Below are 25,362 nucleotides of genomic sequence, written 5' to 3' on the forward strand. Positions count from 1 at the left end.
TTCCGGCGGAGCTAAAAAAGCACTTTTGTGGAGTTATCCACAAGCATAAACCGTTGGGACAGGTGAGTGAATAGTCCAAAAACCACGGTATTACTGGGTTTTTCGATGTTTTTTAAAAACACAAAAATTTAAATGCAGAAAAAATGCATTTTTGTGAATTTAGGTGTTGCGGAAAAAAAATCACCCGCCTATATAGCGCTCCTCGGCGGCCAACACGGTCATCGGGACGGGGCCTTCTCGGAGGCCTTTACTTTTGGAAGAACGTCAATCGACATTAACTTCCAGCTGTTTGACATTGTGAATATGGGAAGAGAGACGCAGGCGGCGTTTAGCTGTGCGCAGATGTGGTAACACACTGCACAACTTGTTGAATGACTGTTTAAGACGTTTCTCTTAAAGATAATGAAATCGCTTGGGCTTCCTTGTGAAGTCCTTGTGGATCTCGTTATTTCTTTGAAAAAACGCACAAGCGCTACATATTTATATGTAACGCCAGTGACCATCCTTTTGGATGGGTCAAAACGACAGTCAGGATAACTTTCAACTTGAGAGTTTGATTCTGGCTCAGAACGAACGCTGGCGGCAGGCTTAACACATGCAAGTCGAACGAGAAGCATTCTTCGGAATGTGGACAGTGGCAGACGGGTGAGTAACGCGTGGCAACCTACCTTTCAGTACGGAACAACAGTTGGAAACGACTGCTAATACCGTATACGTCCTCCGGGAGAAAGATTTATCGCTGATAGATGGGGCCGCGTTAGATTAGCTAGTTGGTAAGGTAATGGCTTACCAAGGCGACGATCTATAGCGGGTCTGAGAGGATGATCCGCCACACTGGGACTGAGACACGGCCCAGACTCCTACGGGAGGCAGCAGTGGGGAATATTGGACAATGGGCGCAAGCCTGATCCAGCCATGCCGCGTGAATGATGAAGGCCTTAGGGTTGTAAAATTCTTTCGCTAGGGAAGATAATGACGGTACCTAGTAAAGAAGCCCCGGCTAACTCCGTGCCAGCAGCCGCGGTAATACGGAGGGGGCTAGCGTTGTTCGGAATTACTGGGCGTAAAGCGTGCGTAGGCGGATTATTAAGTTAGATGTGAAATCCCGGGGCTCAACCCCGGAACTGCATTTAAAACTGGTAGTCTTGAGTTCTGGAGAGGTAAGTGGAATTCCTAGTGTAGAGGTGAAATTCGTAGATATTAGGAGGAACACCAGAGGCGAAGGCGGCTTACTGGACAGATACTGACGCTGAGGCACGAAAGTGTGGGTAGCAAACAGGATTAGATACCCTGGTAGTCCACACCGTAAACGATGAGAGCTAGTTGTCTGCAAGCATGCTTGTAGGTGACGCAGCTAACGCATTAAGCTCTCCGCCTGGGGAGTACGGTCGCAAGATTAAAACTCAAAGAAATTGACGGGGGCCCGCACAAGCGGTGGAGCATGTGGTTTAATTCGAAGCAACGCGCAGAACCTTACCTACCCTTGACATACTCGTCGCGATTACCAGAGATGGTTTTCTTCAGTTCGGCTGGACGATGTACAGGTGCTGCATGGCTGTCGTCAGCTCGTGTCGTGAGATGTTGGGTTAAGTCCCGCAACGAGCGCAACCCTCATTGCTAGTTGCCATCATTTAGTTGGGCACTCTAGCGAAACTGCCGGTGCTAAGCCGGAGGAAGGTGGGGATGACGTCAAGTCCTCATGGCCCTTACGGGTAGGGCTACACACGTGCTACAATGGCGCTGACAGAGGGTTAATCCCTAAAAGGCGTCTCAGTTCGGATTGTCTTCTGCAACTCGAAGACATGAAGTTGGAATCGCTAGTAATCGTGGATCAGCATGCCACGGTGAATACGTTCCCGGGCCTTGTACACACCGCCCGTCACACCATGGGAGTTGGTTCTACCCGAAGGCGCTGCGCTAACCAGCATTGGAGGCAGGCGACCACGGTAGGGTCAGCGACTGGGGTGAAGTCGTAACAAGGTAGCCGTAGGGGAACCTGCGGCTGGATCACCTCCTTTCTAAGGAAGCATTTGAAGTTCTTCTTTATCGCTCGTTACTTGTAATGGCCGATTTAACGCAACTTTTCACGCTTTTAGAAAATATTAGGTCCTAGTGCCTCTCCGGTATTTAGGATCATATAACGGCTGAACGCCGTCTTCGTTTCTCTTCCCTTTCGTTTATATCCGCTGCGCGGTGTATTTCCTTCGGAATTACACTTGCTGCGATAAGGATATAGATGTGTTGATATGGAGGCCGGTAGCTCAGCTGGTTAGAGCGCACGCCTGATAAGCGTGAGGTCGGAAGTTCAAGTCTTCTTCGGCCTACCAATTGCTCTTTTCGCCTCGCGAAAAGGCAATAACGTCGTGACAGCGATTGGCAAAGCCAAACGTGTGCGACCACCCTAATCGGATGCTAAATCGCCCGCATTTTGCTACGCAAATTGCTACACGATTTCGCATTTTCCGCATTTCTTTGAAATGCTCCAGGGGCTTTAGCTCAGTTGGTAGAGCATCTGCTTTGCAAGCAGAGGGTCAGCGGTTCGAATCCGCTAAGCTCCACCATTATCTTCCCAATAAATATCAACACACATCAAGGTTTCTTTCGTTTGATTTATCAAACGGATGGATATTTGACATCGTTTATGGAGGGCTTACCCGCCCCGAGTGGAATTCGCTAGTCTTAGGACTGGTGATGCAAACCACTCAGCATATCGCAGGGTAAGCTTATTATAGTAAAGAAATATCGTCTGGCATGCCCATGGCGGTAATACGTTACAAACCGACATTACATCAGGTCGGGGCGGGCGTGTTATTCACCGCGCATGGGCGCCAAACATATTGTTGGTTACATCTCCCTACTTCTGGTCGGGAGTGTGACCATCTCAAGAATCTGAAGAATCAAGCGTTACAAGGGCGTTTAGTGGATGCCTTGGCGCACAGAGGCGATGAAAGACGTGATACGCTGCGATAAGCGCGGGTGAGGTGCGAATAACCTTTGACCCCGCGATTTCTGAATGGGGAAACCCACCTTTACAGACCATGATAATTTATCCTCGCAAGAGGATAGGCTATCACGGTTTGTGTTAGGTATTAATAACTGAATACATAGGTTATTAAAGCAAACCCGGGGAACTGAAACATCTCAGTACCTGGAGGAAAGGACATCAACCGAGACTCCGTTAGTAGTGGCGAGCGAACGCGGATCAGGCCAGTGGCTATATGTAACTAATAAGAACAGGTTGGGAAACCTGGCCATAGTGGGTGACAGCCCCGTATTAGTATTGTTGCATATAGTCCTAGAGTAGGGCGGAACACGTGAAATTCTGTCTGAATATGGGGGGACCACCCTCCAAGCCTAAGTACTCCTGTGCGACCGATAGTGAACAAGTACCGTGAGGGAAAGGTGAAAAGCACCCCGACGAGGGGAGTGAAACAGTCCCTGAAACTGAACGTCTACAAGCTGTCGAAGCCTCCTTGCGGGGCGACGGCGTACCTTTTGTATAATGGGTCAGCGACTTAGTCTAACTAGCAAGCTTAAGCCGATAGGTGTAGGCGCAGCGAAAGCGAGTCTTAATAGGGCGACAGAGTTAGTTGGATTAGACCCGAAACCAAGTGATCTAGCTATGAGCAGGTTGAAGGTGAGGTAACACTCACTGGAGGACCGAACCCACCTATGTTGAAAAATGGGGGGATGACTTGTTGCTAGGGGTGAAAGGCCAATCAAACTTGGAGATAGCTGGTTCTCCGCGAAATCTATTTAGGTAGAGCGTCAGATGAATACCATCGGGGGTAGAGCACTGGATGGGCTAGGGGGTCCCAACGACTTACCAAACCTAACCAAACTCCGAATACCGATGAGTACTATCTGGCAGACACACTGCGGGTGCTAAGGTCCGTAGTGGAAAGGGAAACAGCCCTGACCGCCGTCTAAGGTCCCTAAGTAATGGCTAAGTGGTAAAGGATGTGAGAATGCTTAGACAACCAGGATGTTGGCTTAGAAGCAGCCATCATTTAAAGATAGCGTAACAGCTCACTGGTCAAGCGTTCCTGCGCCGAAAATGTACCGGGGCTTAAGCCATTCACCGAAGACGCGGGCGCAATTTATTGCGCGGTAGCGGAGCGTTCCGTAAGCCTGTGAAGGGGCCCTGTGAGGGGTCCTGGAGGTATCGGAAGTGAGAATGCTGACATGAGTAACGATAAAAGGGGTGAGAGACCCCTTCGCCGAAAGATCAAGGTTTCCTGCGCAATGCTAATCAGCGCAGGGTTAGCCGGCCCCTAAGGCAAGGCCGAAAGGCGTAGTCGATGGGAACCAGGTTAATATTCCTGGGCCAGTGGGTAGTGACGGATGACGTATATCGTATCTCCTTATTGGATTGGAGATGCGGTGAAGTTGTTCCAGGAAATAGCTCCCACATGAGACCGTACCCCAAACCGACACAGGTGATCAGGTAGAGAATACCAAGGCGCTTGAGAGAACTCTGCTGAAGGAACTCGGCAAATTACCTCCGTAACTTCGGGAGAAGGAGGCCCTCTATGAACGCAAGTTTTTAGAGGGGGCACAGACCAGGGGGTGGCGACTGTTTATTAAAAACATAGGGCTCTGCGAAGTTGTAAAACGACGTATAGGGTCTGACGCCTGCCCGGTGCTTGAAGGTTAAAAGGAGGGGTGAGAGCTCCGAATTGAAGCCCAAGTAAACGGCGGCCGTAACTATAACGGTCCTAAGGTAGCGAAATTCCTTGTCGGGTAAGTTCCGACCTGCACGAATGGCGTAACGACTTCCCCACTGTCTCCAGCAGAGACTCAGTGAAATTGAATTCCTCGTGAAGATGCGAGGTACCCGCGGTCAGACGGAAAGACCCCATGCACCTTTACTACAACTTCACAGTGGCATTTGTAATGTTTTGTGTAGGATAGGCGGGAGACTTTGAACCGGCGGCGCCAGCTGTCGGGGAGTCGTCCTTGAAATACCGCCCTGATCCTTATGAATGTCTAACCGCGGTCCGTTATCCGGATCCGGGACCCTGTGTGGCGGGTAGTTTGACTGGGGCGGTCGCCTCCCAAAGAGTAACGGAGGCGCGCGAAGGTTGGCTCAGACCGGTCGGAAATCGGTCGTTGAGTGCAATGGCATAAGCCAGCCTGACTGCGAGATTGACAAATCGAGCAGAGACGAAAGTCGGTCATAGTGATCCGGTGGTCCCGAGTGGAAGGGCCATCGCTCAACGGATAAAAGGTACGCTGGGGATAACAGGCTGATGACGCCCAAGAGTCCATATCGACGGCGTTGTTTGGCACCTCGATGTCGGCTCATCGCATCCTGGGGCTGGAGAAGGTCCCAAGGGTATGGCTGTTCGCCATTTAAAGCGGTACGTGAGCTGGGTTTAGAACGTCGTGAGACAGTTCGGTCCCTATCTGCCGTGGGAGTAGGAGTTTTGAGAGGATCTGCCCTTAGTACGAGAGGACCGGGGTGGACATTCCTCTGGTGGAGCTGTTGTCGCGCCAGCGGCATTGCAGCGTAGCTATGAATGGACAGGATAACCGCTGAAAGCATCTAAGCGGGAAACCCCCCTCAATACTAGAACTCCCTTGAGAGTCGTGGAAGACCACCACGTTGATAGGCTGGGTGTGGAAGCATGGTGACATGTGAAGCTTACCAGTACTAATAACTCGATTGGCTTGATTCATTTCAGATTACTTGGCGCTCATGCGCGGCGATTAATTCGCCCGCTATGGATGCCGGACGATATTTCTTTACTATAATTCGTTGATTTTTAATCACAGAGATATATGTCGCACTATGCAAGCATTTATGTTTGTTTCTGCGTCGCTCTATTAAAAACAACATCTATTTCTTGTGTTGGCCGGGTGGTTTTTGCAAGAGGTCCCCACCCGATCCCATTCCGAACTCGGTCGTTAAGCCTCTTCGCGCCGATGGTACTTTGTCTTAAGGCACGGGAGAGTAGGTCGCTGCCCGGCTTACACAGGAAATAGATTATACCCTCCATAACACTGATTTTCTTGCAAAAGCCTCCCTAGCGGGAGGTTTTTTGCGTTTTCTGTCAATGATTTTACCAAGTATAAATCGGAAGAATGCGTTCTCATTAGGGCGAAGCAATACAGGCTAGCGTTCACCGATTGAAACTTTGTTTCGCTTAATTTGCGTTTAGGCCCTGAGCGCGAGTGCCGAGCACTCTTTTCCAATAACTCTCTCGATCTTTTATTATTTCTTCGGTCTTCAAGTCCAAAGATGTGTCCAAAAGCGTAAATGTAGCGTCTTGAATATATTGACCTAAACTCTTGTCATTGGCTTCTTTCATAAGAGTGTTGCCGCCGTCTTTTGTACTTGCATAACATGACCACCGTGACCAAATCCCCTGATTACCTGATGCTGAACCGACATATTGCCGCCCATCAGACAAGGTGATTAAATAAACTCCCTGCATGTTGGAGAGCGCTGTTTTCCAATCTTGCCGGTCATTGGCTACAATGCTGCACAGTTCTGTCCAAGATAGGCTAACTTTGGCGTAGCCAGGGAAGGGCCGTCCAGAATATTGTTCTGGGATAATTTCTTGAATTTTCATGTCCGGGAGACGGTTCTCTAACTTGAATACGCGTCCGCGAACCCTGATTGGGGCATGAATTTTTAGTCGCCCAATATAGTCCGATCCATGATGGGTTAGCACGCTGTTATATGCGTGGCAGTGTCTGCTTTGACGGCTATGCCCGTCTTGGAAGCCCATGACCTCATAAACACCACCGAAAAGCCAGACATCACGCTGAGGGTAAAAGTCAATTAGCGCTAAAATGAATTGCCGATTAAACTCATGTTTCCCGCTTATCCAGCGGTTCCAATTGTGCCATGCCTCTTTATCACTGATAAAGACGTCCAGTGGCTGAATATGTTGATTATAACGAGCGGTATGAAGTTTATATGTCTCAGGTTTGCTAATCTCTAGCAATTTGGAAACACTCATAACATTCTCACATCTCTTGGTCAGTGCCTTGCGTTATTGAACCAACGCGCCGTTGCACCATATCATAGCGTCTTTACTTAACCGTGTTACAAGGCCGATGCCAACAGAGTTTGATAAGTATTGTGCATATTCGACTTCTTCTGATATTGTAATCTTATGCGATTGCTCAAAATCCATCTATTCATTGTCTCCGCTGCGGCTCTAACCAGTTGCTCTACTTCTCACTATCATGAGACCCATGCTTCCCTCCAAACCCTAACGCCCACCACATCAACCCTATCCGCAAACACCATTATGGCCCGCGCGCATGATGCGGCGGGCGGGGCGCAGTGGTCAGCGCCTACCTCCCTTTTCATGGACGGATACGGCGTGTTTTACCGCGGCGGCGAAGGCGGCACAAATGCGTCCACCCATGAACGGCACCGCATGTGGCGGGTTTATGCGGCGGAAAAATCCGACGCACACCGCGTTGACGGCAAAGTGCGCGTCCGCTCAGAAAAAGACGGCGTCCCCGTCATTGATGTGTCTTATGATGGCGCTACAACCTACACCACCGCAGGGCCGCAGCCGAAATCAGAGGCGGACAAACGTTGGGCGTCCAATTTTGGCTTTGGCGTTATTCGTCACGCCTTTGATGATGGCTACACGCTCAAACGACTGCCGGATGATTTGATTGACGGGCGGGCGGCTTTTATGATTGAGGTCATCGACCCCACAGGTGGTTCGACAATATTTGGTATAGCCCAAGACAATAGCCAAATATTAAAAGTCGGCTTTGACACAGACCGTGGTTGGCATGAACGCACCTATTCTAATTTTTTCTCAAACCCTGGTGAAGCATGGGTGCAACCTGGTCGCGTGCGTCTTTATTATAACGGCGTGAAAGCCAATGAAGTTATCTGGACATCATATCGTATCAATAAAGATATTCCTGATTGCACCTTTATTATTCCAACACTGGCAGGCTGTGAATTGGATTAAAGTCAGCTTTGCCTATGCAGCCTGATTGTTTGAGGTGACCGAGCGCATGGGGGCCCATTCATCGACAGTCTGCACGGCATCCACAAGTGGTAAGACAAGGCGCATGCCAAAGACTGTGCCTTTTCCAGGCTTACTTTTGACGTGAAGTGTGCCGCCCATATATTCAATCAGGTCTTTGGTAATTGAGAGGCCAAGCCCTGTGCCTTTGACCGTGTTTTTCTGGCCTTTTTGCGTGGTCTCGCTACTTTTTATTTGTTCAAACCGTTCAAACAGTTTTGGCAATTGGGCGTCTGGTATTCCAATGCCACTATCGCGCACAAAAATCTTTAACGTATAAAGACCGTCTGTCGCTGTACCGCCCTTGATAAGGAGATCAACAGATCCTTTTTGCGTGAACTTCACCGCATTGCTCAGCAAGTTATTTAATATCTGTCTTATGCGCCCGTCATCGCCGATAAAATGATGCGGAACGTTTTGGTCATAGAATAATTGCATCGCCACGCCTTTGGCCCGCGTCTGCGTGCCGTGTAACTCCGTCAAAGATCGGCAGAGCCGATGTAAATCAAACGGCTTTTCATCAAGAGTGAATTTGCCAGCGTCCAATTTGGATAAATCTAACACATCGTTGATAATCTCGAGCAGGTTATCGCCAGACTCTTTTATAATATCGACATATTGCTTGTGCTTTGGCGACATGTCGGCATCAGCCAGATAGCTAGACAGGCCAATGATACCGTTTAGCGGCGTGCGAATTTCATGGCTCATATCGGCCAAATATTGTGACGTAATCCCTTCGGCCCTGCGGGCGGCCTCGGCATTGGCTTCTAGCTCGTCGAATACACCATACATACGGTAGCTAAAATAGGATGTAATTACGCCGCTAACGGTTAAGGCAAGGCTGGCTTGAAAGGCGCGTACATATTGCATCATCGCAATGGTTTCGGTGATAATAAAATCCGCGCGCGAGTAATTCATGGATAACGCGTAAAAGCCCCATATGACCGCTAGGGCAGGAATACAAAACAGCAGGGGTGCGCGCCAATTATACATCATCGCCCCCATAATCGTGCCGCAAATTAATATGGGTAACATCGACGTATTAATCCCGTCGGCGAGACCAAGACGACCAAAAGGTAAAGCTGAGGAGATAACGCCAAATAATAAAACCAACCCAAATCCACAGGTCAAGATTTTGAAATTCTTTGTATAGCGTAGAGCCATCCCAAACCCGAACATCGCAACACAAGCAATAATGGAAAAGATATGGGTCGCGTGAAAATAACCAAGCATGAAATAGATTGAAATTTGGTTGACCACTTGGGTCATGAACACAATCATCGCCGTGAAATAAATGGCCCGGGCCCGCATGATATTGGCGGCACTCATTGTGCTATCAATACGCAAAAATGTCTCAATACGACTTAGCATTGCATCCTTTACCATCACTGCTAGGGGGCGCGCGCATAACCCCTCTATCGCTTTTACGGACATTAGTTTACGTTTAGATTAATTCAGGCGAGATTTTCCCTTGTCTGTTACGCAAAGGAGCGCCGATCATGATAGGTTATAAACGGGCTTTATGGGTCATCTTAGCCTGCGTTTTAACGGCTTGCGCTACTGCGCCCGAATCCTTTGATAACCGTTTTGGCTCGGGTGAAATTTCTGTTTTTATTGCGGATGATTTTGGCGCTGACCGCTCTGCTGCCGCGCGCGCCCTTCGCCCTGTTTACAAGAAATACGGCGCGCCGCATGCTTATATCTCCGGGCATATGTCATCAGTGAATAATCCCATGCTCAGCCGCCTTTATGGTAGCGGCGATGTGCGGTCTAAATTACGCAGCGACAGCCATATATTTTGGCAGCTTAATGGTGATGCGTTGTCAGGTTATTTAAGCCCAATAAGAACAGCGCATTTGGTTTATGATACGGATCGTTTAGAAGACCTGACCCAAGTCCTAAGCACTGTTGGGGCTCTCTCCAAACAAGGAAAAACCTTTACACTATTTGAACGTGAACTCGACGGCCAGATTGTCGTGACCCTGCACCGCACAGATGATTTGGCGCGCGATGCGTCCTTGCAAGACTTGATGTTTTTTCAGTAGATAGGCGTGGGGCTTATCTGGCGTGCACAAAAGAACGCGCTAAGGCTGCGCGTTTTTTGTGCCCTTTTCATTGAAAAACCCGCGCATTGCGCGGGCTTGTTCAATTGGTTGCGGGGGTAGGATTTGAACCTACGACCTTCAGGTTATGAGAAGTAAATTAGATGGGGTCTAAGGCATTGATTTTAAACGTTTATTCGTGTATGTTGTTGAAAGTAAAGCAATTATTATAGATGTAAGAAGACATGCAAAGACACCCAAAGTCAGACATTACAGCGCCCAATACGGACATGAGACGGACACGGCGCAAGACAGAACGAATAACTGACAAGCTTGTCCAAGCTTTGCCTGCTCCTAGTTCAGGCAGTAAAATAACGTATGATAATCGCATCTATGGTTTCGGCGTTCGCGTTACAGCATCAGGCAAACGATCCTATATTCTAAATTATCATTTTAAAGGTCGTGAACGACGAATTACGATTGGGCCATATCCAACTTGGAAAGTAGTTGCTGCGCGGAAACAGGCACAAGAATTTAAGGTGCAAGTTTCCAACGGTCTTGATCCCCTCGAGGCCCGTCACACGGAGTATGCGTCTCCGACAGTCCTAGAGATGTGGGAACGATATGAGAGAGACTATCTTTCCAAGTTAGCGCTTCGAAGCCAAAAGGATCAGGCGTCAATGTTTCATAAGTCAGTATTGCCAAAGCTTGGCTCAAAAAAAGTAGCTGATGTAACCTTTTCAGATTGTGAGCGCCTGCATCGTCATCTGACTAAAGATCGTCCTATTCGGGCCAATCGCGTAATTGAAGTTCTTAGACGTAATTTCAATTTAGCGCTTAGGTGGGGTTGGGTCGATCGTAACCCAGCAGTTGGAATAGAGCGAAATCCAGAGACAAAACGCGAGCGCTATTTGGACACGGACGAAATTTCCCGCTTGCTTGACGCATTAGACAACCACAAACAGCGAACGTCGTGTGATGCCATAAAATTTATACTATTTACTGGGTGCAGACGCGGCGAGGCTTTGAATGCCCGTTGGGATCAGTTTGATCAAGATTTACAGATTTGGACTAAGCCCGCAGCAACAACAAAGCAGCGCCGAATTCATCGCGTTCCAGTTTCTTCGGCAGTATCAGGCATCTTAAAGGAAAGGCTTAGTTCCTCGAACTCAGATTATATATTTGAGTCTAAAAACGGAAATCCAATCACTGACGTAAAAAAAACATGGGCTTCTTTGTTGGTTACAGCCAAAATTGAGAATGCAAGGATACATGATCTTAGGCATACCTTCGCAAGCATTGCTGTTTCTCAAGGCCAATCGCTCCCAATAATAGGAGCTATGCTAGGTCATACACAAACGCAAACTACTGCACGTTACGCTCATCTATATGATGATCCACTAATCAAAGCAGCAGAAGCGGTTAGCTCAAGTATGAGATTAACCCCACCTCCTTAACTGTATTCAAATCTAATCACACGCCGAAGAAAAGCCTGTTAATAGACAATTAAGAAAATGTATGTTATTAATAAAATATGAATAATAAGACTGAGACGAGCGTTTCGCAAAAAATGCGCTTTGGTGATCGCTTCACTGGAGACGACCCCCCTCTTTTTGTTTAAATTCTGAGTACACCCGCTTCTAACCGAGCGGGTTTTTTTTTGGAAGTTTTGAGGTTAATGAAAGTGAAATTGAATAATAAAAGTGAATTCACAACTAAACTTTCGTATGCGCAGGAGGTTGCTGAACAGCTTATTGATAGTTCTTTACCAAAACCAAAAAACATTTTTGTGGCTATGCCTTTTAATCAAAGGTTCACTGATTTCTATATGCTTGGAGTGAGGCCTGTAGCAATTGAGAGTGGACTCACATGTACTAGGGCAGATGAAGATCAGTTTAATGGATCAATAAGAGAAGAAATTATAACAATGATACGAAAGGCTGATGTAGTTGTTGTCGAAGTATCTGACCCGAACCTTAATGTATATTATGAATTAGGGTGGGCACATGCACTCGAGAAGCCAACGATTTTGTGCACAACCAATATAGAGCTTAGTCCATTTGATATCAAAGGCCTAAATCATATTGTCTACACAACAGTATTCGAGTTGAAGAAAAAATTTCGAAAAAGACTGACTAATGTTTTGGGAAATTAGTACTCGAGCATTCTGTTAGAAAGTCCCCAGTTTGATGCGGGTTTCAGTTTCTAGTAAACAAAGTATCACATTATTTCTTATTTGTTTCGATAGATTATTTTTCAAAATAACCAAGCAGAAGACAATTGATGACATATGAAGACAACTCAACAAAAGCAGTTGACTTAAACGGTCATATCCACTTTGTTATATGCGGAAACTAAGCAAATATAAAACATACATAGCGGTATTGAGGCCTAACAACAAACAAGCGTGGCAAAGGCCGCTGCGCCACCGCACCACAGACAAAACCCATCATTAGTTCCCATTTCCATAAACCGCGTCCGCGCGTACCTGAAAAGGTAGCGCGGCGCCTAGTTAAGGGAGTCTGTGATGTCACAAGCCTCAGAACAATTTCTAACGTGGCACGAAGCCGCAAAATTCATTGGTGTAACAACGCGTACACTTGCTCGCTGGTATGCGGAAGGCAAAGGCCCGCCTCGTATCAAAGTGCAGCGCCAAGTCCTCTATTCAAAGCAAAGCTTGATTAATTGGCTTCGTGAACATGAGGAGACACCATGTCGGAGCTAGCAACAATGGGGGGGAAATGCTGTATCACCCCCCCCTACAAATACATTCTTACATTTCTGGTGCGTCGTGGCTCTACTGCTACATAAAGGCTTTGACGCTCTGGACGTGGCTTTTCGTGGACAAATTTCAAAGCGCTTAACAGCTTTTCTAGACAGCAAGAAAAGTGAAGCTCAAGAAACTGGCATACCCGTACTCGCTACCTACAACGGATTAAAGTTCCATGTTGCTCCTTCAGGTGGATCAGGTGGATATGCCTTCATTTGCAATACGGGTAAAACTGGAGCCATATGGAAGTTAAAGCGTCCGTCACCTTCAGGTGATTGGGGGCTGTTTGTATCTGTCTCAGCTATTCGGATAGCTCTGCATGGTTTGGCAAAAGTTAGAGACTACCTAGTCGACACACTAAAGAAGTTTGACGTTGTTTATCTCGAAGGAAGCGAACGGATAAACCGTGTTGATTTTGCCTTCGACTTTCTGATGCCTGATTTTGTTTTGACTGAAGACCGCTTCGTTATGGGGCAGCGATTTGGCCGCTGTAAAGCGGGCATAATCGGTGAACCATATCGAGCGGACGGAAAGTCTAATAGGGTCACGGGTGTAACTGTTGGTAAGAACCCCGGTCGGCAAGTCGTGATTTACGATAAACGTCTTCAAATCATGACTGTGCGCGACAAGATGTTTTGGCTTGAAATCTGGAATGAAAATCTTGAAAGGGCAGGATTGCCGCCTATTGATATCACAGTCCCAGAAGATAGCCGTGTGTGGCGAATAGAATTGCGACTCTATAAAAATATTTTGAAGGGTGATACTTACAAAGTAACATCATTTGGAACGTTGGAGCGTAAACTTGAATTGATGTTCAACCAAGTTTTAGCGGATGTTCGATATGTTTTGCCAACTAATGATAGCAACCGCTCTCGGTGGCCTAATCATCCTATTTGGGACAGAGTTCAAACTGAACTCAAAAGCGAATTAGCTGCACAACATTCCAACTTACCAATGGGTCGTGTCGTGGAAATCCAACGAGATGAAAAGACTCAAATGCTAGATAGACAAATCTCTGGCTGCATCATCGCTTTAGCTGGCCTCCATGAAGTTAAGCCCAAGCAATTCGTGGATTATGCACGTCAAACCATGGGTCAAATTTTGGCGCGTTATGAAAAAGATCCAGCTGATACCAAGCGTAAACTGAAGTTAGCTTTAAGCCGATATGCCTGTGAGAGAATTGAAAAATAGATGGATATGAATGATATGAATAAGAAAAATATGATTGCGTGGTTCATACAAGAACTTGAGCTGTCTCATCAAGATGTGGTTGAGCTTTTTAATAGCTATCTCGACGATGATCCAGAGAATTATACTGAGGAACAAGTACAGCAAATGATGCAAGGAAAACGTCAATGGCCCGAAGGTACTTGGGACGCCCTTAGGGTGATTACATCAAATCAGATTGGAAGCGCTCAGATAGCAGCCAAGGAATTCAATAAAACTAAGGCCTCAGTATGCAGTGTCTCAGCTAATGAGCTATCCCGTCCCTTTGGTAAGTTGAAACTAATTATGATTTGTACGCTGCTTAGAGGGGATGTTCCCGTTTTGGTGGAATAATCACTGGCGTAATAACGTCTGTATACTTTCTTCGGAGCCGCCGTCGCTTGGTGATCAAGAAACAATAAATTTAGGGTGTTGCAAGGGTCTGTTGACCGAAGGCTTGCCCTTGCAATGCCCTAAATTTATTGTTTGACTCGCGGAGTGATGGTGACTTCGAAGAACTTTCTTTGGTGGATCTGAGCAGTGCGATCTAATTGATAATGTAAAAATACTTCTCTAATTCAAACCGACAAGGCCTGTTAGGTGTCAACAAAGAGGCGTTTTAAGTAAGATAATATCAAGCTTTAATGCCGTCTTATCTCAGTTTGACTTCGAGTTTACCTGATCCACTATCTAGATAAAATTCAGATGTTGTAACTTCATCATTGCCTACCATGTATAGTATCTTACAATATTGTGAAAAATCCAATTTCAGTGCGCGCTTGTTTCTATTTTTATAAGAAGAAATAAACATTGAGGTAAAGGACTCGCCATCATCAGAATGCCACTCTAGCAAGGAGCTATGAATTAGCTCACTCATTAGCTTGTCTATATTTAACTCTATTATGTTTCGGGGTTGGGTTTCAAAGTCTTGCCCCATTTCGAACCCTAGGGCGCTATGAATTGTTACGTTTGGCCGCTTTGCCGTATGAACTGACAATTTAATCTTATAGTTTGAGCAGCTATCAGTTAATTTCCTATTCTCTATAAGCTTTCTAACAATATAAGCCGAATAGAAAATAGCTCGTTCTAAATTGAACACCCATAAATTATGTTCATCTTCGGTCTGGTCTATTGAAATCAGACTTATGCTGCTTTCTATGGTTTTCAAATGAACCAGCAGCTCTTGTTTCCATGGCCAGCTTTCCCAGATCACGTGACTATCCTTTAAAAGAAGTTAGAGTATAGTAGATCCATGCTTGGGTATAGAAAGAAATCATTTCAAAGGGCTTGCGAATATGTTCAACTTTTAAAGACTGATTTATACAATCTAGATGCGCTCCTTTCATTACAAGAACTTCTTGTGAATGAGATAATGCACGCTGAGAAAAAAATTCGTACTGTAAGACTGGAACTCAAATCTCTGAGCAAGTCTGACCTTTTCATTAAGCGAGCGGATTCCCTTAAATACAGATTAGAACGTTTACGGCAAACAAAGTATGTTTGGGAGTGTTTTGGTGACGCGATTCCATTTCTATATTTGGATAGATTTACGCTTAAACACACGCACTATAACACTCACGATTTTAACGTCAAACAAGACGCGGGTTTTTTGATCGGTAAGAAAGGGCTGGATAGGGAACTTTCTATACTTCGTGCGCTTATCGATAATGGTGTCCCATGTGTGCTTACCGATCTCACCAATACTATTAGATATGGTGATATATGTGTTTTAGTTCATGATGATCCGCGTTTTATTGAAGTAAAAAGTTCAAGTACAAAAGACAGGCGGACTATAAAACAGAAACGTAGATTGAACGAATTAGCCAAGTTTTATGACGAGGATGAGGCCCTTGGATTCAGGGGAATGCACAGCGCTAGGCGACGGGTAATACCAAGAAGGTTGGTATCATACTCGAATGCTTTGAATGAGTGTATCGAAAAAGCATCAAAATTTGGAAACGGTTATATTAATCCAGAAGCAGGGTTGCATATAGTGGTTTTATGTGATGACACTAAAATTGAGAACATTCTTGGAAAAATTGATATTGCTCAACCTGCTATATTTTCATTGAATCACGCCAAATCTGAAAGACAATGGGCTCCCCTTTACCCATACACCCTACTAATAGAGGCGCAAAAGGCCTTGTACGATTTCATACGTGGTGAATTATATATTATTGTCTTACTTGATATGAAGGTAATAACTGAACTAATAACATCTGCTGGATATAATTACGAACTGAATGCAGACATCGAGACACCCATAAAATTATTTAAAGACGATCCTGAAAAATACATTTTAATTGGGCATTTGTTTGTTCGATGCGGGATGGAGGTGCTTTCACCGAAATGGCTTGTTGAGACTGCGGTGTCTGGATTGGAGGGTTTCTTAAATGAAATGGAATAACTGAGGCAAATTACAGGGTTATTTGGGATCACTGTGATAAGATAAGGCGTATGTTTTAAATACTTTGAACGGTTTGAAGTGATGCATTAGACAATCTGTATGAAGGGTCAGTTATGCAAATCATCAAGACAGGCAGTTGTACATTACAGAACTATAGGCCCCGCGCGCGCGGTGCATGCCTCATTTCCTCACGAACAGGTATTCCACCACATTCCTTTCTTGCCACATTGGCCATTCTCTTGCTGAGACTTGATGGTTTCGTTTCCTGTGTGCGGCTTCATTGAAGTTTAGCTTTGATAGAGTAGATTGAGCTAACCCCATAATGAGGATTTCTGTGCGGGGATTGATCTTCCCCCACTCACCGTAACTTCATGAGATTAGGCATCGCAGTTTGGGCCGCTAACCATAAATCTGTGAGACGCTTATCAATAATAAAAAGCCCCAATTCCTTTTCTCATCAACGGCAAAAGGCACGGATCACGAAGACGGCTTACGGTACATTGCCGCCGCAATCCCAGATAGGCTTTAAAAAAGGGGATTATTGATGAATGAAAGCGGCATCCAGCGAGCGTTTTCCGTTTCTCTTTCTTCTTCCCATACTCTTTCGGCTGGCACGACGGGACATTCTCTGCGCGCGCGCGGGGCCTATCTTAAAAAAAGATACGGACACAATACGGACACAGCTCAATTTTTGAATACTACGAAATTATCGTAGTCTAAAAAACTGTTATATTTCAGATGGTTATTGGTTGCGGGGGTAGGATTTGAACCTACGACCTTCAGGTTATGAGCCTGACGAGCTACCGGGCTGCTCCACCCCGCGTCAATTATGTTTCAAGACGTTTGCCTTGATTATTTCCGAACTTTCCTAAGTCCGGTAGCATCTTGTTTTTTCGCCTAGCGGCGAGGGCGGGCTGCTCCACCCCGCGTTACTTATGTCTCGTAGACTATTGTCTGCGAGAGTGGGGATATATGTCTCAATGCTTTGCATTTCAACCTTTAATCTCGCTTAATCTATAAATAGTGGACATTAATTTCTTAGGAGAGCCACGCGAGTTTTACTAGACAGGCTCTCGCCAAGATTTAGGGTGCAGCCATGAGCCAGTCCGCCCCCATTCAGACCCCCATCATTATCATTGGCACAGGCTTTGGCGGTATCGCTATGGCTGTGACGCTTCAAAAGGCTGGCTTTGATAATTTCATCATGCTGGAAAAAGCGAGCACCTTGGGTGGGACCTGGCGCGATAACACCTATCCTGGCGCGGAATGTGATATTCCGTCTGCGCTTTATTCCTATTCCTTTGCGCCCAACCCGACATGGGATTTCAAATGGGCGAAGCAGCCGCAAATCCTGGCTTATATAAATAAGGTTGCACGGGATTATGGTCTGGTCTCTCATATGCGGTTTGAACAAGGGGTCGTTGATGCGCGCTATGACAATGGCCGTTGGGCGGTAACCACTACGGACGGCACGTCTTATGATTGCCAGTTTCTTGTCTCTGCCGTGGGGCAGTTACATCACCCTGCCTTGCCAAATATTCCGGGCATTGATGACTTTGCAGGCAGCAGCTTTCACTCGGCGCAGTGGGATCACACGGTTGACCTTGCGGGTCAGGACATTGGCGTTATTGGCAACGCCGCCAGCGCAGTGCAGTTTATCCCCGAAATCGCCAAAACGGCGGGTCATGTCACTATTTATCAACGCAGCGCCAATTGGGTCATCGATAAGGGCGACCGCCCTTATACAAAACTAGAGAAAGCGGTGGCAGGGCGCCTGCCGTGGCTAGCAAAGCTCTACCGCTTTGGCTTATGGGGTTTAGGGGAATATGTTGTTTGGCCTGTTATCAAAGGCGCGAAAATGAGAGCAGCAATTTTGCGCGCAAAAAACCGCTGGGACATGGGTAAGCATATCAAAGACCCTGCCATGCGTGCCGCTCTAACGCCAAGCTATCCCATGGGCGCAAAGCGGATTTTATTTTCTGATAAATATTACGAAACCTTAGCCAGAGACAATGTCACCTTGGTCACAGCGCCCATAAAGGCCGTTACGTCCAAAGGCATTAAAGCGGGCGGCGATACCACGCGCGATCACGACGTGATAATTTACGGCACAGGATTTCATACTAATCCGTTTTTAAAAGGCATAGCTGTGATGGGGGAGGGCGGCGTGGCCCTGCATGAGGTTTGGGCGGATGGGGCCCGGGCCTATATGGGTACAATGATGGCTGGCTTTCCTAACCTATTCACGCTTTACGGGCCCAATACCAACACGGGCCATACCTCTATTATCTTTAAGCTTGAGGCCCAAGCGGGCTATGTCGTGCAGCTGATGAAAGCGGCAGTCGAGGGCCAGGTCAGCGTGAGAGCCAGTGCAGCGGATGCGTTCGACACGCAAACCCAAGAGCGCCTTGCCAAGCTGGCATGGGATAAGGTCGACAGCAGCTGGTACAAAGACGGCACGCGGTTGACGAATAACTGGCCAGGGTCGTCGCGCGAATTTAAACGCCGTACGGATAAACCCGTCTGGGCGGACTTTATGATTGTTCCTAAAACGCAATAATGAGGACCGTGGAGATGTCGCCGCGCTGCGCGTTTCATAAAACTGTCACAAAAGTCATAAGAAACCGTCATGCGACTCGGCCATAGGGCGCGCAAGGCATATTGCCTATAAATTCAGCCGCATTTTGCGGACATCGGTAAGAGGTTAGACGATGACACATTTTAAACGCGGTCTTTCGGCCGCAACGTTGGCTATTGCAATGGGATATTCAGCACAGGTCATAGCACAGGACGCGACGCTTGAAATGGGCGGACGTCTGATGCTGGATTATACAATCGCGGATGTAAACTCGCCTGATATTAGTATAAATGATAGTGAGGTGCGACGCGCACGCCTTTTCGCCAAAGGCAAATACGGCGACGCCGTCAGCTATAAGTTCGAATTCAACCACACAACGGGTGGCGGTATCGATTTGACTGATGGCTTTGTAAAATTTAAACCTAAGGGTCAGGCGTTGTCTCTTAAGGTGGGACACTTCAAAACGCATAATTCGCTGGAAGAAGAAACAAGCTCTCGCTTCACCTCTACCATTGCTCGCGGGGCCTTTACGGATACATTTTCACTAAACCGCCGTTTGGGCGTGTCCGTTGGGGCCGCTGGTGATAATTACACGCTTAACCTTGGCGTTTTCGGCGAGAGCGTCAACGGATCAGAGTTCGAGAAAGACGGCAATGCAGTTGCAGCGCGCGCAACTTACCTGCCTTACCAAGATGATGATACAGTGGTTCACATCGGCGGATCATGGCGTTACCGCAATAATTCCGATAGCCTAGACCCGACCGTTAATGACGGATTGCGTTACCGCCAACGGCCATATTCGCATGTCTTTAACTCTGATAACACGGGCGGATTGCTGTCCAGCGGACGTATTGTTTCTACACCGCGCTTTGCAAAATCAGATAATCTCTTAGCTGTCGAAGGATTGGCCATTCATAAGAACCTATGGGTCGCGGCTGAATATTCTATGCTAAACGCCAATGGCGCTGGTACTAATGCCGATGGTGATTTTGGTGGTGGTTATATAGAGGCTGGCTATGTTATTGGTGGCAAACGCGCCTACAAAAAATCAAGCGGGGCCTATGACCGCACAAAGGTCGATAAACCCCTTGGTGAGGGTGGTTTTGGCGCGCTGGCATTGGTCGCGCGCTATGACACGCTTGATTTGCAAGACGGCCCGTACCGCGGAAAACTTGACACAATGGTTCTAGGAGCCGATTGGATGCCAACAAAGCAGACTCGCCTACGCCTAAACTATTTTGATTCTGATGCCACAAACGGCGCAGCCGAGAGCGCAAATGGATTTATCGCGCGCCTTGGTTTTGACTTTTAAGATAAGATAAGAAAGAGGTTCTATCATGAAATTTAGCACATTCACATTGGCCGCCGTTTCAGCGGTCGCACTCGTGGCTTGCGGCGGGGGTGACACATCCACACCAACAGCCAATACACCAGCCGCCAATACAGAGGTTCCGGTACAACAAAGCGGTAATGAAATCCGCATCGTTGGATCTTCGACGGTTTATCCGTTCTCTATCAAGGTGGCCCAAGAGTTTAAAAACAAGACAGGGTATAACGTTATTGTCGAATCCACGGGGTCTGGCGGCGGTCACAAATTATTCTGCGACAGCCCAAAGCTTGGCACACCCAACGTCACTAATTCATCACGCCGTCAAAAAGCGTCAGAGTTTGGTAAATGTATGGACGCCGGCATTGAGGGCGTTGTCGAAGTCAAAATCGGCTATGACGGTATTGTTGTTGCTAATGCCATCGATAGCCCTGTGATTGATATGTCCATGAAAGACATTTATCTGGCTTTTGCTAAAAACGTGCCGATTGACGATAATTGCACAATGGGGCCAAACCCTTACACGCGTTGGAGCGAGATTGAAGACTTCTTGCCTGATTACCGTATCGAAGCATACGGACCGCCACCAACATCAGGCACACGCGACGCTTTTGTAGAGATTGCCATGGAAAAAGGGGCCAAAGAAATTCCGTGCCTTGCCGAAATGAGCAAAACCGACAAAGACGCCTTTAAGCAAGCCGCTCATATTGTCCGCGAAGACGGGTACTGGATTGACTCTGGCGAAAATGACAACGCTCTGGTGCAAACCTTGACCAACACACCCACAGCCGTTGGCGTTTTTGGTTACTCTTTCCTAGAGCAGAACTCTGATAAAGTTAAAGGTGCCAAAGTCGGCGAGGCAAAGCCCACATTTGAAAATATCGCATCTGGAGCTTATCCTGTGTCACGCTCGCTATATTTCTACATCAAAAAAGATCATGTCGGCCAAGTTCCAGGCTTGCAGGAATATGCACTAGAGTTTACATCCGAAGCTGCATCAGGTCCTGGTGGATATCTTGAAGAAATCGGCCTTGTGCCCCTTCCAGATGCCGAGCGTACAAAGTATCGTAAGGCTGTTGTGGATATGATTCCTTACAGCCAATAGGCGATTATAAATTTGCCGAGGGGGCAAAATGACAAACTTCCCAGTTTACATTCTCGCCCTCTTGGGACTCTGCATGATTGCAGGGTTCTTTGTAAACAGAAACACAGCCCGCACGCGATTAATCGCGGCGGGCGGTGGTCGTGAAGGTGGCTGGCATTCCCAGGCCAGCTATCACGGATTTTTCACCGCTTGGGGTGTGGCCATTATCGGCCTTATCATCTTTATTTTTGGCCTGAACGTTGCGCCTGATGATGCAGGCGTCGGATTTAACGTCGCGTGGTTGGCCGCATTACTTGCCGCCAGCGGTGCGGTCGTTATTGGGGCCCAGCGCTTTATTCGGTCTGATTTTCGGGCTCGCACCTACGTAGAACGCGCGATTTTAGCCGTCTTGGTCATGTTATCGATTATCGCCGTTCTGACGACCTTTGGTATTGTCATGTCCTTGGCCTTTGAAAGTTGGCGCTTTTTCCAAAAAGTGCCGCTCAATGAGTTTTTGTTTGGCTTGCAATGGTCACCGCAAACGGCGCTTCGCGCGGATCAGGCTGGCTCATCCGGAGCCTTTGGCGCGGTGCCAATCTTCGCGGGTACGTTCCTTATCATGTTGGTTGCAATGCTCGTCGCGGGGCCAATCGGCTTGATGATTGCGATTTACTTGTCAGAATATGCCTCCCCTCGCACGCGGTCTATTGTAAAACCGGCGGTGGAAATCCTCGCGGGTATCCCAACCGTGGTTTACGGTTTCTTTGCACTGCTGACCGTGGGGCCAACCATTCGAAACTTTTCTGAAAGCCTTGGTTTTGCTGTACCGACCCAAAGCGCGATTTCAGCGGGTATTGTCATGGGCATTATGATTGTGCCGCTGATATCATCGCTGTCTGATGACGTTATTTCGGCTGTGCCGCAATCTTTGCGCGATGGGTCATTAGCCTTGGGCGCAACCAAATCAGAGACAATGAAAAAAGTGATTTTTGCGGGCGCGCTACCGGGTATTATCGGGGCCTTTTTGCTGGCCATTTCACGTGCCATTGGCGAGACAATGATCGTGGTTATGGCCGCAGGGCGTGCGGCTAATCTGACCGCGAACCCCTTTGAAGCCGTGACAACGGTGACTGTGCAAATTGTGGCGCTTTTGACGGGTGACCAAGAATTCGATAGCGCAAAAACGCTGGCCGCTTTTGCTTTGGGACTTGTCCTATTTGTTATTACACTGGTGTTAAATGTGATCGCCCTGACGATTGTGCGCCGTTACCGCGAGCAATATGACTGATGACTGATATTACATCTGACATAACATCTGACGTTAAACCGGAAATTTCGCCGAATTTTCATAAATCAGCCTTTGCTGAGAAACGCCTGAAAGCGCGTTACGGCCGTGAAATGCGGTTTCGCTGGTTTGGCCGTGCCGCAATCGCAATGGCTATGGGCGCGCTTTTGTGGTTGCTCGTCAGTTTGGTTGGCACGGGATATACGGCGTTTCGTCAAAACTTCATGACCGTTGACATCACATTAGAAGAAAGCGTGCTTGACCCCACAGGTGCGCGTGACGCCCAGGCCTTGCGCGGGGCCAATTACCGCAAGATTATGCAAGACACGCTTTATGCCCAATTCCCAGACGTCACAGAGCGCCGGGCAAAGCAAGAATTATTCGGCATAGTCTCTGCGTCGGGTGCAACAAACCAAGTGCGCCAAATGGTCTTTAATGACCCGTCACTCGTCGGGCAAACCATCACCCTGACCGTGCCGACATCCGACCAAGTCGATCAGTTGCTAAAAGGCTATATTGACCGCGACCTGCCAGAAGACCGCCGAAAAGTGACCGATCAGCAGATCGAATGGGTCGATACTCTTATTGAGCGCGGTGCAATTAAGAGTAAATTTAACCTGCTGTTTTTCACAAATCCAGATAGTTCCGATCCAGAACTTGCGGGTATTGGCGGCGCGGTTGTCGGCTCTGTGATGATTTTGGGCATTGCGTTTATTCTAGCCTTTCCGATTGGTGTTGGCGCGGCCGTTTACTTGGATGAATTTGCACCGCAGAATAAATTCACAGACTTTATCGAGATTAACATCAATAACCTCGCCGCTGTGCCGTCGATTGTTTTTGGTCTTTTGGGGCTGGCGGTATTCCTGAATTTCTTCGGTATGCCGCGCTCAATCCCACTTGTCGGGGGTATGGTTTTGGCGCTGCGGGTTTTCCCGACGATTATCATTGCGACCCGCGCCTCTCTTCGCTCTGTCAGTCCTGCCATTGTCGACGGCGCGCTTAGCCTCGGCGCGTCGCGCGTACAGGCGGTGTTCCATCAAAAACTTCCGCAAGCAGGCCCCGGCATTTTAACAGGCTCTATCATCGGCATGGCACAAGCTTTGGGCGAAACAGCGCCGCTATTGATGATTGGTATGGTGGCCTTTGTTACCGAAGTTCCGTCATCCATTACAGAACCCGCCACCGCTTTGCCCGTGCAAATCTTCCTTTGGTCTGATAAGGCGGAACGGGCATGGGCGGAACGCACATCGGCTGCGATTATGGTCTTGCTTGTTGTACTTATTTGTATGAATGGGTTCGCGATTTGGTTGCGTGGTAAATTGGAAAAGAGACGGTCATGAACACATTATCAAAAGCCCCAACAATCACGCGCAGCGGCGACGCGTCGCTTGAAAATGCACGGACAAAGTTTCAATGCCGCGATGTGAAAGTGCATTACGGTGATTTCGAAGCTCTGCACGGTATTAATATTGATATCCCAGACCGCGGTGTCACGGCCTTTATCGGGCCGTCTGGTTGCGGCAAATCCACATTTTTGCGCACCTTTAACCGTATGAATGACACGATCACGGGCGCGCGCGTCTCGGGCGAAATCTTGATGGACGGCCAAGATATTTACGCGCCAAGCCTTGATCCCGTATTGTTACGCGCGCGCGTCGGTATGGTGTTTCAAAAGCCAAATCCTTTCCCTAAATCAATTTACGATAATATTGCTTACGGCCCTAAAATCCACGGCATGACCAATAGCAAAGCCGAGCTTGACGAACTGGTCGAAAAATCATTACGCCGCGCTGGGCTTTGGGACGAGGTCAAAGACCGTCTTAAATTATCTGGCACGGGTCTGTCGGGCGGACAGCAGCAGCGCCTTGTGATTGCGCGTGCCATTGCGGTATCACCTGAAGTGATTTTAATGGACGAACCCGCGTCCGCACTTGATCCTATCGCAACGGCTAAATTGGAAGCTTTGATTGAAGAGCTAAAGCAAAATTACTGCATCGTCATTGTTACACACTCCATGGCCCAGGCCGCGCGGATTTCTGATAAGACCGCCTTCTTCCATCTTGGCGACCTGATTGAATATGACACGACAGAGACAATCTTCACCAAGCCCAGTGATAGCCGCACGGAAGATTATATCTCTGGCCGCACGGGTTAATTCTGAGCCTTTTGTGGAAAGTCCCTCCGTTTTATTTGTCTGCCTTGGCAATATTTGCCGTTCCCCTACGGCGGAAGCTGTCTTTAAATCCCGCGCAAACAACGCGGGCATTGACGTCTATGTCGATAGTGCCGGCACCAGCGGTTGGCATATTGGCGAACGACCCGACCCGCGCAGTATAGAGGCAGGTGAGGCGGCAGGTTATGATTTTACGGGTCAAGCCTCGCGCAAAGTCACGCGCGCAGATTTTGGCGATTTTGATCACATCATCGCCATGGACGCGCAAAACCTCAAAGACCTCTCCGCGCTGTGCCCACCTGATTTACGGGGTAAACTGTCTCTCTTTCTTGATTTCGCGCCCAATGCGGGTGTGCGGGATGTACCAGACCCTTATTACGGCGGCGGCGATGGGTTTACGCGCGTTTTACGATTGGTGGAACAGGCCAGCGAGGGATTGCTCGCTTATATCGCAGCGCGCGGGCAGGGGTAAGCAATTCCA

Annotated in this window: 19 protein-coding genes, 3 tRNA genes, 3 rRNA genes and 1 pseudogene; 21 read left to right on the plus strand and 5 right to left on the minus strand. The window is 47.7% G+C overall.

Annotated features, from left to right (window positions below; translation table 11 throughout):
- Positions 1–541 precede the first annotated feature (541 nt).
- From AB6B37_RS01935 to rrf, 5 genes are all read left to right on the plus strand, one after another.
- Positions 542–2,018, plus strand: a 16S ribosomal RNA gene (locus AB6B37_RS01935).
- Between the two features lie 232 nt (positions 2,019–2,250).
- A tRNA-Ile gene (locus AB6B37_RS01940) sits at positions 2,251–2,327 on the plus strand.
- A gap of 158 nt (positions 2,328–2,485) precedes the next feature.
- Positions 2,486–2,561 (plus strand) — tRNA-Ala (locus AB6B37_RS01945).
- 334 nt (positions 2,562–2,895) lie between these two features.
- Positions 2,896–5,681, plus strand: a 23S ribosomal RNA gene (locus AB6B37_RS01950).
- A 177-nt stretch (positions 5,682–5,858) separates the two neighbouring features.
- Positions 5,859–5,973 (plus strand): 5S ribosomal RNA (gene rrf / locus AB6B37_RS01955).
- Together the 16S, 23S and 5S rRNA genes with 2 tRNA genes alongside form the textbook arrangement of a ribosomal RNA operon.
- Positions 5,974–6,149: 176 nt before the next feature.
- On the opposite strand, the gene AB6B37_RS01960 is transcribed toward rrf, so the two are convergent.
- Both AB6B37_RS01960 and AB6B37_RS01965 read right to left on the minus strand, forming a co-directional pair.
- Positions 6,150–6,971: a GIY-YIG nuclease family protein gene (locus AB6B37_RS01960; protein WP_371397218.1), complete on the minus strand. Its 822-nt coding sequence runs from the start codon at positions 6,969–6,971 to the stop codon at positions 6,150–6,152.
- Between the two features lie 33 nt (positions 6,972–7,004).
- On the minus strand, positions 7,005–7,148 hold the full coding sequence (locus tag AB6B37_RS01965) for a hypothetical protein (protein ID WP_371397219.1): 144 nt from the start codon (positions 7,146–7,148) through the stop codon (positions 7,005–7,007).
- Between the two features lie 117 nt (positions 7,149–7,265).
- Here AB6B37_RS01965 and AB6B37_RS01970 point away from each other — a divergent pair, with 117 nt between their 5' ends.
- Positions 7,266–7,952, plus strand: coding sequence for a hypothetical protein (locus tag AB6B37_RS01970; RefSeq protein WP_371397220.1), 687 nt, complete (start codon positions 7,266–7,268; stop codon positions 7,950–7,952).
- Between the two features lie 12 nt (positions 7,953–7,964).
- Here the strand turns inward: AB6B37_RS01970 and AB6B37_RS01975 are convergent, their stop codons facing one another.
- A complete protein-coding gene (locus tag AB6B37_RS01975) occupies positions 7,965–9,380 on the minus strand; it encodes a sensor histidine kinase (RefSeq protein ID WP_371397221.1) in 1,416 nt (471 codons plus the stop codon).
- Between the two features lie 128 nt (positions 9,381–9,508).
- Here AB6B37_RS01975 and AB6B37_RS01980 point away from each other — a divergent pair, with 128 nt between their 5' ends.
- The 7 genes and pseudogenes from AB6B37_RS01980 (at position 9,509) to AB6B37_RS02010 (ending at position 14,381) form a co-directional block, all read left to right on the plus strand.
- Positions 9,509–10,054, plus strand: a complete 546-nt coding sequence (locus AB6B37_RS01980) for an EipA family protein (RefSeq protein ID WP_371397222.1) — start codon at positions 9,509–9,511, stop codon at positions 10,052–10,054.
- 287 nt (positions 10,055–10,341) lie between these two features.
- Positions 10,342–10,623 (plus strand): annotated as a pseudogene (locus tag AB6B37_RS01985) (Arm DNA-binding domain-containing protein); the annotation flags it as partial.
- A 108-nt stretch (positions 10,624–10,731) separates the two neighbouring features.
- A complete protein-coding gene (locus AB6B37_RS01990) occupies positions 10,732–11,508 on the plus strand; it encodes a tyrosine-type recombinase/integrase (protein WP_371398395.1) in 777 nt (258 codons plus the stop codon).
- A 227-nt stretch (positions 11,509–11,735) separates the two neighbouring features.
- Positions 11,736–12,206, plus strand: coding sequence for a nucleoside 2-deoxyribosyltransferase (locus AB6B37_RS01995; RefSeq protein ID WP_371397223.1), 471 nt, complete (start codon positions 11,736–11,738; stop codon positions 12,204–12,206).
- Between the two features lie 372 nt (positions 12,207–12,578).
- The gene (locus AB6B37_RS02000) at positions 12,579–12,776 is read left to right on the plus strand and encodes a helix-turn-helix transcriptional regulator (protein WP_371397224.1); all 198 of its coding nucleotides are present in this window, start codon (positions 12,579–12,581) and stop codon (positions 12,774–12,776) included.
- Positions 12,777–12,842: 66 nt separating this feature from the next.
- Positions 12,843–14,012, plus strand: a complete 1,170-nt coding sequence (locus AB6B37_RS02005) for a hypothetical protein (protein WP_371397225.1) — start codon at positions 12,843–12,845, stop codon at positions 14,010–14,012.
- Positions 14,013–14,381, plus strand: a complete 369-nt coding sequence (locus AB6B37_RS02010) for a hypothetical protein (RefSeq protein ID WP_371397226.1) — start codon at positions 14,013–14,015, stop codon at positions 14,379–14,381.
- A gap of 298 nt (positions 14,382–14,679) precedes the next feature.
- On the opposite strand, the gene AB6B37_RS02015 is transcribed toward AB6B37_RS02010, so the two are convergent.
- On the minus strand, positions 14,680–15,240 hold the full coding sequence (locus AB6B37_RS02015; protein WP_371397228.1) for a hypothetical protein: 561 nt from the start codon (positions 15,238–15,240) through the stop codon (positions 14,680–14,682).
- Positions 15,241–15,636: 396 nt separating this feature from the next.
- Between AB6B37_RS02015 and AB6B37_RS02020 the strand changes: the two genes are divergently transcribed.
- Positions 15,637–16,434, plus strand: a complete 798-nt coding sequence (locus AB6B37_RS02020; RefSeq protein ID WP_371397229.1) for a hypothetical protein — start codon at positions 15,637–15,639, stop codon at positions 16,432–16,434.
- A gap of 746 nt (positions 16,435–17,180) precedes the next feature.
- Here AB6B37_RS02020 and AB6B37_RS02025 read toward each other — a convergent pair.
- Positions 17,181–17,257, minus strand: a tRNA-Met gene (locus tag AB6B37_RS02025).
- A 273-nt stretch (positions 17,258–17,530) separates the two neighbouring features.
- Between AB6B37_RS02025 and AB6B37_RS02030 the strand changes: the two genes are divergently transcribed.
- The 7 genes from AB6B37_RS02030 (at position 17,531) to AB6B37_RS02060 (ending at position 25,353) form a co-directional block, all read left to right on the plus strand.
- Positions 17,531–18,994 (plus strand): flavin-containing monooxygenase, encoded by a 1,464-nt coding sequence (locus AB6B37_RS02030; protein WP_371397230.1) that lies wholly within the window; start codon positions 17,531–17,533, stop codon positions 18,992–18,994.
- A 151-nt stretch (positions 18,995–19,145) separates the two neighbouring features.
- On the plus strand, positions 19,146–20,324 hold the full coding sequence (locus tag AB6B37_RS02035) for an OprO/OprP family phosphate-selective porin (RefSeq protein ID WP_371397231.1): 1,179 nt from the start codon (positions 19,146–19,148) through the stop codon (positions 20,322–20,324).
- A gap of 25 nt (positions 20,325–20,349) precedes the next feature.
- The gene (locus AB6B37_RS02040; protein ID WP_371397232.1) at positions 20,350–21,444 is read left to right on the plus strand and encodes a PstS family phosphate ABC transporter substrate-binding protein; all 1,095 of its coding nucleotides are present in this window, start codon (positions 20,350–20,352) and stop codon (positions 21,442–21,444) included.
- 28 nt (positions 21,445–21,472) lie between these two features.
- A complete protein-coding gene (gene pstC, locus AB6B37_RS02045) occupies positions 21,473–22,711 on the plus strand; it encodes a phosphate ABC transporter permease subunit PstC (protein ID WP_371397233.1) in 1,239 nt (412 codons plus the stop codon).
- Positions 22,711–24,048, plus strand: a complete 1,338-nt coding sequence (pstA, locus tag AB6B37_RS02050; RefSeq protein WP_371397234.1) for a phosphate ABC transporter permease PstA — start codon at positions 22,711–22,713, stop codon at positions 24,046–24,048. Before pstC ends, pstA begins: the two co-directional genes overlap by 1 nt.
- Complete coding sequence (gene pstB / locus AB6B37_RS02055; RefSeq protein WP_371397235.1) at positions 24,045–24,863, plus strand: phosphate ABC transporter ATP-binding protein PstB; 819 nt, start codon at positions 24,045–24,047, stop codon at positions 24,861–24,863. Before pstA ends, pstB begins: the two co-directional genes overlap by 4 nt.
- Before the next feature lie 13 nt (positions 24,864–24,876).
- Complete coding sequence (locus AB6B37_RS02060) at positions 24,877–25,353, plus strand: low molecular weight protein-tyrosine-phosphatase (protein WP_371397236.1); 477 nt, start codon at positions 24,877–24,879, stop codon at positions 25,351–25,353.
- The last annotated feature ends 9 nt before the right edge of the window (positions 25,354–25,362 follow it).

Source organism: Fretibacter rubidus (assembly GCF_041429785.1).
Lineage (GTDB): Bacteria > Pseudomonadota > Alphaproteobacteria > Caulobacterales > Maricaulaceae > Fretibacter > Fretibacter rubidus.